This is a genomic window from Pseudomonas sp. GYB4201, assembly GCF_056312595.1.
Window position 1 is genome coordinate 35,465 of sequence record NZ_JBWGIG010000048.1, and the last position, 10,735, is coordinate 46,199.

At 65.4% G+C, this 10,735-nt stretch carries 10 protein-coding genes, 1 rRNA gene and 1 pseudogene; 4 read left to right on the forward strand and 8 right to left on the reverse strand.

Features of this window, described 5'->3' with window-relative positions; translation table 11 throughout:
* Window positions 1–59: 59 nt before the first annotated feature.
* The 7 genes from mrdA to AC0Z2B_RS29075 all read right to left on the reverse strand — a co-directional run bounded on the left by mrdA (window position 60) and on the right by AC0Z2B_RS29075 (window position 6,844).
* Entirely contained in the window at window positions 60–1,988 is a 1,929-nt protein-coding gene (gene mrdA / locus AC0Z2B_RS29045) for a penicillin-binding protein 2 (RefSeq protein WP_416423664.1), read from the reverse strand.
* Window positions 1,989–2,350: 362 nt separating this feature from the next.
* The gene (locus AC0Z2B_RS29050; RefSeq protein WP_476301278.1) at window positions 2,351–3,052 is read right to left on the reverse strand and encodes a GntR family transcriptional regulator; all 702 of its coding nucleotides are present in this window, start codon (window positions 3,050–3,052) and stop codon (window positions 2,351–2,353) included.
* 30 nt (window positions 3,053–3,082) lie between these two features.
* Window positions 3,083–4,171 carry an AI-2E family transporter gene (locus AC0Z2B_RS29055; RefSeq protein WP_416423662.1) on the reverse strand — a complete coding sequence of 363 codons (1,089 nt, stop codon included), beginning with the start codon at window positions 4,169–4,171 and terminating at the stop codon, window positions 3,083–3,085.
* Between the two features lie 72 nt (window positions 4,172–4,243).
* Complete coding sequence (locus tag AC0Z2B_RS29060) at window positions 4,244–5,563, reverse strand: ATP-binding protein (protein WP_476301280.1); 1,320 nt, start codon at window positions 5,561–5,563, stop codon at window positions 4,244–4,246.
* Complete coding sequence (locus AC0Z2B_RS29065; RefSeq protein ID WP_416423660.1) at window positions 5,560–6,228, reverse strand: response regulator transcription factor; 669 nt, start codon at window positions 6,226–6,228, stop codon at window positions 5,560–5,562. The genes AC0Z2B_RS29060 and AC0Z2B_RS29065 overlap by 4 nt, the downstream gene beginning before the upstream one ends.
* Window positions 6,228–6,536, reverse strand: coding sequence for a PepSY domain-containing protein (locus AC0Z2B_RS29070; protein WP_416423659.1), 309 nt, complete (start codon window positions 6,534–6,536; stop codon window positions 6,228–6,230). The genes AC0Z2B_RS29065 and AC0Z2B_RS29070 overlap by 1 nt, the downstream gene beginning before the upstream one ends.
* Window positions 6,536–6,844: a PepSY domain-containing protein gene (locus AC0Z2B_RS29075; protein WP_476301282.1), complete on the reverse strand. Its 309-nt coding sequence runs from the start codon at window positions 6,842–6,844 to the stop codon at window positions 6,536–6,538. The genes AC0Z2B_RS29070 and AC0Z2B_RS29075 overlap by 1 nt, the downstream gene beginning before the upstream one ends.
* A 212-nt stretch (window positions 6,845–7,056) precedes the next feature.
* On the opposite strand from AC0Z2B_RS29075, the gene AC0Z2B_RS29080 reads away from it, so the two are divergent.
* The 4 genes and pseudogenes from AC0Z2B_RS29080 to AC0Z2B_RS29095 all read left to right on the forward strand — a co-directional run bounded on the left by AC0Z2B_RS29080 (window position 7,057) and on the right by AC0Z2B_RS29095 (window position 10,416).
* Window positions 7,057–8,136: a patatin-like phospholipase domain-containing protein gene (locus AC0Z2B_RS29080; RefSeq protein WP_476301284.1), complete on the forward strand. Its 1,080-nt coding sequence runs from the start codon at window positions 7,057–7,059 to the stop codon at window positions 8,134–8,136.
* 60 nt (window positions 8,137–8,196) lie between these two features.
* Window positions 8,197–8,553 (forward strand): 6-carboxytetrahydropterin synthase QueD, encoded by a 357-nt coding sequence (gene queD / locus AC0Z2B_RS29085; protein ID WP_416423656.1) that lies wholly within the window; start codon window positions 8,197–8,199, stop codon window positions 8,551–8,553.
* An 807-nt stretch (window positions 8,554–9,360) separates the two neighbouring features.
* Window positions 9,361–9,555: pseudogene (locus AC0Z2B_RS29090) on the forward strand (HAMP domain-containing protein); the annotation flags it as partial.
* Complete coding sequence (locus AC0Z2B_RS29095) at window positions 9,553–10,416, forward strand: methyl-accepting chemotaxis protein (protein ID WP_476301286.1); 864 nt, start codon at window positions 9,553–9,555, stop codon at window positions 10,414–10,416. The pseudogene AC0Z2B_RS29090 and the gene AC0Z2B_RS29095, both read left to right, overlap by 3 nt.
* Before the next feature lie 241 nt (window positions 10,417–10,657).
* On the opposite strand, the gene rrf is transcribed toward AC0Z2B_RS29095, so the two are convergent.
* Window positions 10,658–10,735: ribosomal RNA gene (gene rrf / locus AC0Z2B_RS29100) — 5S ribosomal RNA — on the reverse strand; the annotation flags it as partial.

Genomic DNA, 10,735 nt, shown 5'->3' on the forward strand with positions numbered 1-10,735 from the left:
GCGCTGTCGCTTGCCTGGGTGTTCCGGCCCGCCCGTTGGCCGCGATAGGCGTAATGCGGTTATACGGGGGAGTGCTTGGGGTGCAGCGGCGCTGCTGCTACCGGGTCGGCCTTAGCCGGCGGCGTGGGGTTGGCGTACTCAGGCTTGAGGTGGCCATTCTGGTCCAGCAGCCAGGCGTCCATGATCTGCCGCACCACCGGGCCTGCGACCCGGCCGCCGGCCTCACCGTTCTCGATCATCACCGACACCACGATCTTCGGGTGTTCGGCCGGCGCAAAGCCGACGAACAAGGCGTTGTCGCGGTTGCGTTCCAGGGTTTTCAGGCGGTTGTAGCGCTCGCCCTGCTTGATCGCCACCACCTGTGCGGTACCACTCTTGCCGGCGATGCGGTACTGGGCGCCCTGGGCAGCGGCGCGGGCAATACCCCGCGGGTCGTGCATCACCATCTGCATGCCGTGGTTCACCTGTTCCCAGTACTGCGGGTTGCGCAGCACGATGTTGGGCATCGGGTTCTCGTCCACCGGCGCCACGCCACCGACGGTCTCGGCCAGGTGTGGCCGGCGCCACACGCCCTTGGCGGCGATCAGGCTGGTGGCCTGGGCCAGCTGCAGCGGGGTGACCTGCATGTAGCCCTGGCCAATCCCCAGGATCAGGGTTTCACCCGGGAACCAGGCCTGGCGGCGGGTGGCGCGCTTCCACGCCGGGGACGGCATCAGCCCTGGCGCTTCTTCGTACATGTCCATGGACACTTTCTGGCCCAGGCCGAAGCGGGTCATGTAGTCGTGCAGGCGGTCCACGCCCAGCTTGTGCGCCAGGTCGTAGAAGTAGGTGTCGTTGGAACGCATGATGGCCGCGTCCATGTCCACCCAGCCGTCACCGCTGTGGTTCCAGTTGCGGTATTTGTGGTCGTAGTTGGGCAGTTCGTAGTAGCCGGGGTCGAACACCCGCGACTGGGCGGTGGTGGCGCCGCTGTCGAGGCCGGCGATGGCCACTTCCGGCTTGATGGTCGAGCCGGGGGCGTACAGGCCGCGCAGGGCGCGGTTGAACAGCGGCCGGTCAATGGAGTCGCGCAGGCTGGCGTACTGCTTGAAGCTGATACCGGTGACGAACAGGTTGGGGTCGAACGCCGGCTTGCTGACCATGGCCAGCACCTCGCCGGTGTCCGGGTCGATGCACACCACCGAGCCACGGCGGTCGCCCAGGGCGTCCTCGGCGGCCTGCTGCAGGTGCGCGTCCAGGCTCAGCACGATGTTTTTGCCGGCCACCGGGTCGGTGTGCTTGAGCACGCGCATCACCCGGCCCTGGGCATTGGTCTCCACTTCCTCGTAACCCACGTGGCCGTGCAGTTCGGCTTCGTAGAAGCGCTCGATGCCGGTCTTGCCCACTGACTGGGTGCCGCGGTACTCGGTCTGGTCGAGGGTCTTGGCTTCTTTCTCGTTGATACGGCCCACGTAGCCCACCGAGTGGGCGAAGTGCGTGCCCAGCGGGTATTCGCGCACGAACTGCGCTTCCACGTCGATGCCCGGCAGCAGGTACTGGTTTACCGCGATCTTGGCGATCTGGTCCTCGGTCAGCTCGTACATCAGCGTCACGGGCTCGAAGGGGTGGCGTACGCGCTTGAGTTCCTTGTCGAACTGCTTGCGGTCATCTTCGGTGAGCCCGAGGATCTGCACCACCTCGTCCAGCACATGGCGGTAGTCCCCTGCCCGCTCGCGGGTCAGGGTCATGTTGAAGCTGGGCCGGTTGGTGGCCAGCACCACGCCGTTGCGGTCGTAGATCACCCCGCGTTCCGGCGGAATGGGCAGCACGTGGACGCGGTTGTTCTCGGAAATGGTGGAGTGGTAGGCGAATTCGATGACCTGCAGGAAATACAGGCGGCCCACCAGGGCCAGGGCCAGGGCCAGTACAAAGACCGCACAGGCGATAAGGCGCCGATTGACCAGGCGCTTCTCTTTTTCGTGGTCTTTCAGGGGAATGGGTTGTGGCATTAAACCGCTCTGACGACAAAAAAATTAAAAAAGCAGCAGTCCCCGAACACCTCGACACGCCTGCCCACGAAGGCAAACGCCGGTTTCAGGGGGTGAAACGCCCTCCGGGCGCGTAGGAAATAGAAACAAATGCCGTAGGTAATGAGCACGGCGTGCGCGATGGTAACGAAAGCAGCCGGTCCGCCTCAAGGCTGATGTCCCGCGGCCCGACGTAGCGCCGCTGCGCGGGGCGCGATTATGCCGGGTGTGGTGCGGGCAGGAAAGTGAACAAACCTGACCCGTAGCAGCGGCCAAAGGCCGCGTCCCCAGGCAACGCGGTGTGCCGGGGGACGCGGCCTTTGGCCGCTGCTACGGGAGGTGGGTTAGCTGCGCAGTACTTTGACCTGGTCGGAGGCGGCCTGGAACACCCGGGCGTAGCGCAGGGTGGCGTTGGCGTGTTCGCGCATCAAGGCCTCGGCGCGGCCGCCCTGCCCGCTGGCCAGGGCGTCGACGATGGAGTGGTGTTGCATGTGCGCGTAGTCGAAGCGACGGAATTCGTCCTTCAGGTTGTCGCAGTCCACCGCCAGCGCCGTCACCGAGGCGAACGGCATGTGGTCGTTGCGCTGCAGCGCGCCAGCGATGGCGGGGTTGCCGCTGCCCTGCAGGATGATCTGGTGGAAGCGCATGTTGAGGTCGTGATACAGCTGCAGGTCATCTTCGGTGACGTGGCCCTTGGCAAAAATTTCATCGCCCTGGGCCAGGCACTGGCGCAGGGCGGCCAGCTCTTCGTCGCTGACGCCGCGTTCGGCGAACTGCCGCGCTGCCAGCCCTTCCAGCACCCCGCGCACCTCGATGGCGCCGGCGATGTCTTCCTCGCTGACCTTGCGCACCTGGTAGCCACGGGCGCCGTACTGCACCAGCAGGCCCTCCTGCTCCAGGGTGCGGAAGGCAATGCGCACTGGCGTGCGCGACACGCCCAGGGCCTCGGCCACGGTGACTTCGAACACGCGCTCGCCCGCAGCGATCTCCCCTGCGGCGATCATCTTGCGCAGTGCAACCAATACCCTTTGCCCGGGTTTACTCATGAACACTCTGCCAAAAAAATTGGATCCTGCTCATGATACCCCAGAAGTTCCTGGATCCTGCGGCAAACGTACCTGTTTTTTGGTGGCGACGAAAATCGACCAACTGGACATGAACAGCGCGGCAATCAATGGCCCGATGACAAAGCCGTTGAGCCCGAACACCGCCAACCCGCCCAAGGTCGACACCAGGATCAGGTAGTCGGGCATGCGCGTGTCCTTGCCCACCACGATGGGGCGCAGCACGTTGTCGACCATGCCGATCACCAGCAGGCCGTAGCCGGTCAGCAAGGCACCCTGCCAGAGGGCGCCATTGAGCAGGAAGAACACCGCCACCGGCGCCCACACCACGCCCGCGCCCACGGCCGGCAGCAGCGACATGAACGCCATGACCACGGCCCACAGCAAGGCGCTGGGGATGTCGAGGAACCAGAAGATCAGGCCGCCCAAGGCGCCCTGCACCACCGCCATCAACAGGTTGCCCTTGACCGTGGCGCGTACCACGCGGTTGAACTTGAGCTGCAGCCGGCGTTTCTGCTGTTCGGCCAGGGGCACGGCGTTGCGCACCCGGCGCACCAGGTCCGGGCCATCGCGCAGGAAGAAGAACAGCAGGTACAGCATGATGCCGAAGCTGATGATGAAGTCGAAGGTGCCCTGGCCGAAGCTGAAGGCCTGGGAGGCCAGGTACTGGCTGCCCTGCATCGCCCATTTGCTGATCTTGTCGCGCAGGCCTTCGAGGTTGCCCATGCCCATGCGGTCGGCCAGGTGTTGCAGCGACGCTGGCAAGGCGTGCTTGAACTGGGTGATGTAGCCGGCGATGTCCAGTTCGCCGCTTTCGATGTTCTTGTACAGCCCGGTACCCTCCTGCACCAGCAGCGCACTGACGATGATCACCGGGATAATGGCGATTACCAGGCAGATCAACAGCGTGGCCAGGGCGGCCAGGTTGGGGTTGCGGTTGAATTTGAGCTTGAGGCGCCGCTGCAGCGGCGCGAAGACGATGCCGAGGATGACGGCCCAGAAGATCGCCCCGTAGAAGGGCAGCATGATCCAGATGAACGCCAGGGTGACCAGGGTCAGCAGCACCATCAGTGCCTTGTGTTGCAGCAGGGTTTCGTTCATGTCCGGTCCATGTCAGGTCACGCGGTGCGGCAACGGCCGCACAGATGTTAGGCAACGGATCGCGGCTAGAATTCAGGCGCTGCGCCGAGGCAGGCCGATGCGCACGCGCAGGCCGCCCTGGGGGCTGGCGAGCAACGCCAGGGTGCCGCCCCAGGCGTCGACGATGTCGCGGACGATGCCCAGGCCCAGGCCGTGGCCACTGACCTGCTCGTCCAGCCGCGAGCCGCGGTTCAGCACCGCGTCGCGCTGGGCCTGGGGGATGCCGGGGCCGTCGTCGTCCACCTCCAGCACGTAGCCGCGCGGGCTGCTGGTGAGGGTCAGGCGCACCTCGCTGTCGGCCCACTTGCAGGCGTTGTCCAGCAGGTTGCCGAGCACCTCCAGCAGGTCCTCGCGGTCCCACGGCAGCTTGAGGCCCGGCGGCTGGCTGCAGCTGATGAGCAGCTCCTGGCCATGAATCATGCGCAGGGTGGCCAGCAGGCCAGGGAGCTCGGTGGCGCAGTCGAACAGCTCGCCGGGCAAGGCATCGCCGGCCAGGCGGGCGCGGTTGAGCTCACGGCCCAGGCGCTGCTCGATCTGCTCCAGTTGATCGCGCAGCGCCCTGGCCAGTTCGGGGTGGGCGGCCAGGCGCTCCCCCGCCACCAGGCTGAACAGCACCGCCATCGGCGTCTTCAGCGCATGCCCCAGGTTGCCCAGGGCGTGCCGTGAGCGGCGCAGGCTGTCTTCGGTGTGGGCCAGCAGGTGGTTGATCTGCGCCACCAGGGGTTCCAGCTCCAGCGGCACCTGGGTGTCGAGTTGCGAGCGCTGGCCCTGCTGCAGCTGGGCGATCTGTTCGCGCGCACGCTCCAGCGGCCGCAGCGCCCGTTTTACCGTGACCCGTTGCAGCACCAGGATCAGCAGCAGTGCCCCCAGGCCCATGGCCAGGCCGATCTGCTGCATGCGCTGGAAGCTGGCGCGCACCGGCGTGTAGTCCTGGGCCACGCTGATGGACAGCGACTGGCCCAGGCGCTTGTAGTCCGAGCGCAGCACCAGCAGCAGTTGGCCCTCGGGGCCCAGGGTCAGGTTGGCGTGCAGCCCCGGCGCCTCGGGCTGGGGAAATTCCTGGTCCCAGAGCGAGCGGGAGCGCCAGTGGCTGTCGGGAAAGTCGACACGGAAATAGTGGCCGGAGAACGGTCGTTCGTAGGCAGGCGAAATGCGCCGGTCGTCCAGTTGCAGGCCACTGGGGCCGCGCACCAAGGCCACCAGCAGGCTCTCGCTTTCGTTGCGCAGGCCCGCCTCCAGGTAGCGCTGCAAGCCCACTTCGAACAACCACAGGCTCAACTGCGCCACCGCCACGCCGACCACCACCAGCACGCTGATGAGCCCGACGCTGAGGCGCCCCTGGATCGACTTCATCCGCCGCCGGCGCCGAACAGGTAGCCCTGGCCGCGGCGGGTTTCGATCACGGCACGGCCCAGCTTGCGGCGCAGGTGGTTGACGTGCACTTCCAGCACGTTGGAGTCGCGCTCGGTCTCGCCGTCATACAGGTGCTCGGCCAGGTGGCCCTTGGACAGGATCTGCCCGGGGTGCAGCATGAAATAGCGCAACAGGCGAAACTCCGCTGCCGTCAGTTGCACCTCTGCCCCCGCCTGGTTCACGCACTGACGGCCCTCGTCCAGCTGCAGGCCGGCGGCCTGCAACGTGGGCTGGTTGCTCAGGCCACGGGCGCGGCGCAGCAGCCCCTGCACCCGCAGGTGCAGTTCCTCGGGGTGGAACGGCTTGGTCAGGTAGTCGTCGGCGCCGGCCTTCAGGCCTTCGATGCGTTCGGCCCACGAGCCCCGCGCCGTGAGAATCAGCACTGGGGTGGCCTGCCGCGCCGCGCGCCATTGCGCCAACACGTCGAGGCCGGGCAAGCCGGGCAGGCCCAGGTCGAGGATGATCAGGTCATAGGGCTCGACCGCGCCCTGGTAGGCGGCGTCGCGGCCGTCGGCCAGCCAGTCCACGGCATAACCCTGGGCCTTGAGGCCGGCGGCCAGCTCGTCGGCCAGCGGCACGTTGTCTTCAACCAGCAGCAGGCGCATCAGTCGTCTTCCTCATCCTTGCGCAGGTGGCCGGTGGCCGCCTCCAGCTCGATCTCGCGCACCACGCCGTCGCGGGTCAGCAGTTCCACTTCGTAGGTATACACGCCGTCATCTTCTTCCAGCTCGGCCTGCAGCAGCTTGGCCCCCGGATAGCGCTGCAGGGCTTTCTCCAGCAGCTGTTCCAGGGGCAGGATGACGCCGGCCTGGCGCAGCCGCAAGGCTTCATCCTGGCTCAGGTCATGGGCGTGGGCGAAGGTACAGCAGGCGGCCAGGGCCAACAGCAGGCCTGGCCGGGTCATCACGTTCATCAGGTGTCCTGGTGGTCCTTGAGGATTTCGCCGGTGGCGGCGTCCAGTTCGAGGTCCCATTCGACGCCCTTGGCGTCGCGCAGTTCAACCTGGTACAGGTGCTTGCCGTAGGACTCCTCGAGCTCGGTTTCCTTGACCGTGGCGCCGGGGTGGCGGCCGATGGCGGCGGCGTTGAGTTTCTCGAACGACTGGATGGTGCCGGTGTCGCGCAGGCGCAGCGCCTCGTCGGGGCCCAGGTCGCGGGCCTGGGTGGCAGTGGCGCAAAGGCCCAGGGTGATGGCGGCGGTGAAGGCGGTGAAATGGTTCATGTGCGGCTCCGTTATCAGTCAAGTGTGTACGGAGCAGAGGCTAACCGGAACAACTTAATTGAAACTGAAATTGAATGGCCATCATGGTAGCGGACGAAGGGAAGCGTGTCGGCAGGGCAAAGGCAACGAGTTATGTAGGACGTTTCGCGAGGTTGCACGTTTGCATGCACCCGCCACGCGGAGTAAATTTCGGCGTCCGTCACGAGGTTCCCATGAGCGCCATCCACATCAAGTCCCCTTCCCTGTGCATCAAGGCCGGCACCCAGGCCATGGCGCGGATTCGCCAGCGCGGCCTGCAGCCCGCAGACGTCGGCATCCTGCCGGGCGCCGCGGGCGGCCCCAAGGCGTTGGGCATACAGGGGCTGGACCTGGCGCTATTCGGTGACTGGCTGCCCCGGGCGGTGCGCGAGCGCTCGCTGATCGGCGCGTCCATCGGTTCCTGGCGTTTCGCCAGCGCCTGCCTGCCCGACCCGGTGCAAGGCCTGCGCCTGCTGGGGCGCCTTTATAACGAGCAGAGCTTCGCCAAGGGCGTGACCATGGCCGAGGTCAGCCACAGCTGCCACCGCATGCTCGATGAACTGCTGGCCGGCCAGGACGCGCGCATCCTCGACAACGCCCATTACCGCCTCAACGTGATGGTGGTGCGGAGCCACGGCCGCCTGGCCCATGACCACCGCGGCCACCTGGGGCTGGGCCTGGGCTCGGTGATCGCCGACAACTTGCTGGGCCGCGCGCGCCTGTCCCGGCATTTCGAGCGGGTGATCCTGCATGACCAGCGCCTGGCGCCGCCCCTGCACGCGCTGACTGATTTCCCCTCGCGCTGCCTGCCGTTGAACACCGGCAACCTGCGCCAGGCGCTGCTGGCGTCGGGCTCGATCCCCATGGTGATGGAGGGCGTGCGGGACATTCCGGGGGCCGGGCCCGGCACCTTCCGCGACGGCGGCTTGCTGGACTACCACCTGGACCTGCCCTACAGCGGCGACGACCTGGTGCTTTACCCGCATTTCACCGACAAGGTCATCCCCGGCTGGTTCGACAAGACCCTGCCCTGGCGGCGCGGCGATGCCCAGCGCTTGCGCAACGTGGTGTTGCTGGCCCCCTCGTCGCAGTACCTGGCCAGCCTGCCCTACGGCAAGCTGCCCGACCGCAGCGACTTCAAGCGTTTCATGGGGCAGGACCAGGCACGCCAGGCCTATTGGCGCACCGCCATGGCTGAAAGCCAGCGCCTGGGCGACGAGTTCCTGGAGCTGGTGGAGACCGGCCGGCTGGGTGATGTACTGCGGCCCCTCTGACACCCGGGTCAGGTTACTGGTAGACTAGGTGATTGCATTGGCTTTTCGGGTTTTAGACACGTGGAAATTTTTAAAGAGTTTACGTTCGAATCGGCTCACCGCCTGCCACATGTCCCTGAAGGGCATAAATGCGGCCGCCTGCATGGCCACTCGTTCAAGGTTGCGCTGCACCTGACCGGCCCGGTTGACCCGCACACCGGCTGGATTCGCGACTTCTCGGAAATCAAGGCGATCTTCAAGCCGCTGTACGAGCAACTGGACCACAACTACTTGAACGACATCCCTGGCCTGGAAAACCCGACCAGCGAAGTGTTGGCCAAGTGGATCTGGCAACAGGTGAAGCCGTTGCTGCCGGAACTGTCGAAGGTGCGCATTCACGAGACCTGCACCAGCGGCTGCGAGTACTACGGCGACTGATCGATGCCGCTGTTGAAAAACCACCTGCGGGTGGTTTTTTTATGCCCGTTGCGCGGCAATCTGTCGCAGTTTTGGCCGGTTATCGCCCACTACCCGGCTGACCAGCCTAAAGAGTGGCCACATGCTATCGATATAAAGGACAGCGGATCAATCTGACAAAAACAATCCAGATGCGCTTGTCTCCCCCTTCCGGGATGAGTGAAGAGTCCGCGCCCGCTCTCGATCCCTGGAGTTGATCGCATGTTTCGTCACCTCAGCATTCGCACTAGCATGTGCGGCATCCTGGCCCTCTTCGTGTCTGCCCTGCTGTTTTCCACCGTGAGCGCCTGGCGCAACGCCGAGCAGAGCGACGCCCAGGTGCAGGAATTGCACCGCACGGCCTTGCAGGCCGACCGCTTGAACAACGCCCTGCTGCTGGCCATCCGTACCAGCGCCAACGTGTCTTCGGCTTTCCTGGAAAACCTGGGTGGCCAGCACGAAGCGTCCACCACCCGCCTGGCGCGCTCCGAGGAGATCTGGCAACAGTCGGCGCAACTGGTCGACCATTTCGGCCAGACCCTCGAACCGCAGAACACCGCGCTGGGGCTGCAGTTGGAGCAATCCTTCGTGGCCTACGGCAAGACCATCGAAGGCCAACGCGCTGCCGCCCGCGCCGGCGACCTGGGCGCCTATTTCACCGTGAACCAGCAGGCGGCCTCCGCCATGGGCGCGTTGCAGGAGCAGCGTAATGCGTTGATGAAGGCGCTCAATGACCGCAGCGAGGCCTTGATGGTGCTGACCGACTCGCGCTTGCAGCAGGCCAAGACCATGGCCGTGTTGCTGCTGGTGATTACCTTGCTGCTGGCCGCCAGCTGCTGGACCTTTATCGCCGCGCGGGTGCTGCGCCCTCTCAGCCTGGCTGGGCAACACTTCAAGCGCATCGCCGCTGGCGACCTGCGTGAGCCCATCGTGGTGAGCAGCCGCAACGAGATTGGCGAACTGTTTGCCGAACTGAGCCGCATGCAGGACAGCCAACGCCAGACCATCGCCCATATCAGCGCTTCGGCCCAGCAACTGGCCGATGCCGCGCAGCAGTTGACCACGGTCACCGAAGAATCGAACCGCGGCGTGCAGCAGCAGGACCAGGAACTGGAGCAGGCAGCCACCGCCGTGACCGAAATGACCACGGCGGTGGAAGAAGTGGCGCGCAACGCGGTGTCGACCTCCCAGGCGGCGGAAGCCTCCAACGCGCTTTCCCATCAGAGCCGCCAGCAGGTGCAGGACACCATTGACGGCACCCACGCCATGGCCGCCGATATTCAGGGCAGCGCCGAGTTGATCCAGCAACTGGCTGGCGAGACGCGGGAAATTGGCAAGGTGCTGGACGTGATCCGCGCGGTGTCCGAACAGACCAACCTGCTGGCGCTGAACGCTGCCATCGAAGCGGCCCGCGCCGGTGAAGCAGGCCGTGGCTTCGCGGTGGTGGCGGACGAGGTGCGCACCCTCGCCCACCGCACCCAGGAATCCACGCGTGAAATCGAACAGATGATCGTGCGGCTGCAGACCGGCACCGAGGCAGCGGTGAATTCCATGCGTTCGAGCACCGAGAAAGCCCAGGTCAACCTCACCTTGACCCAGGCGTGCGGGGACGTGCTGGAGCAGATCTACAGCGCCATCAGCGAGATCAACGAGCGCAACCTGGTGATTGCCAGCGCCGCCCAGGAACAATCCCACGTGGCGCGGGAAGTGGACAGCAACCTGATCAATATCCGCAATTTGTCGTTGCAGTCATCGGAGGGGGCGACCCGTACCAGCGCAGCAAGCCGGCAGATGACCACATTGGCGGAGGAGCTGACGGGGTTGGTGGCGCGGTTCAGGGCCTGAGTAAAGCGTTGCACAAGCCACCCACCGGGTGGCTTTTTTGTACCTTTGGTTTGCAGGGGGCGTTACGCGGGGGCTTTGGACGCGGCCTTTGGCCGCTGCTACGGGGGCACATGGGCGCCATGTCAAGTACACCGCACGTAGCAGCGGCCGCAGGCCGCGTCCGAGGTTGCCGGAAATATTATTAAACGCCAGAAAGACAAAACCCCCACCTGCCTTCGCAGATGGGGGTTTCGGAATTTAATCTTGACGATGACCTACTCTCACATGGGGAAACCCCACACTACCATCGGCGATGCATCGTTTCACTGCTGAGTTCGGG

Bases quoted from the DNA above. Each gene is read 5' to 3' on its own strand.
- AC0Z2B_RS29070 (WP_416423659.1), bottom strand. From the start codon at position 6,536: ATGAACGTGATGACCCGGCCAGGCCTGCTGTTGGCCCTGGCCGCCTGC.
- AC0Z2B_RS29060 (WP_476301280.1), bottom strand. From the start codon at position 5,563: ATGAAGTCGATCCAGGGGCGCCTCAGCGTCGGGCTCATCAGCGTGCTG.
- AC0Z2B_RS29080 (WP_476301284.1), top strand. From the start codon at position 7,057: ATGAGCGCCATCCACATCAAGTCCCCTTCCCTGTGCATCAAGGCCGGC.
- mrdA (WP_416423664.1), bottom strand. From the start codon at position 1,988: ATGCCACAACCCATTCCCCTGAAAGACCACGAAAAAGAGAAGCGCCTG.
- AC0Z2B_RS29095 (WP_476301286.1), top strand. From the start codon at position 9,553: ATGCAGGACAGCCAACGCCAGACCATCGCCCATATCAGCGCTTCGGCC.
- AC0Z2B_RS29050 (WP_476301278.1), bottom strand. From the start codon at position 3,052: ATGAGTAAACCCGGGCAAAGGGTATTGGTTGCACTGCGCAAGATGATC.
- AC0Z2B_RS29055 (WP_416423662.1), bottom strand. From the start codon at position 4,171: ATGAACGAAACCCTGCTGCAACACAAGGCACTGATGGTGCTGCTGACC.
- AC0Z2B_RS29065 (WP_416423660.1), bottom strand. From the start codon at position 6,228: ATGCGCCTGCTGCTGGTTGAAGACAACGTGCCGCTGGCCGACGAGCTG.
- AC0Z2B_RS29075 (WP_476301282.1), bottom strand. From the start codon at position 6,844: ATGAACCATTTCACCGCCTTCACCGCCGCCATCACCCTGGGCCTTTGC.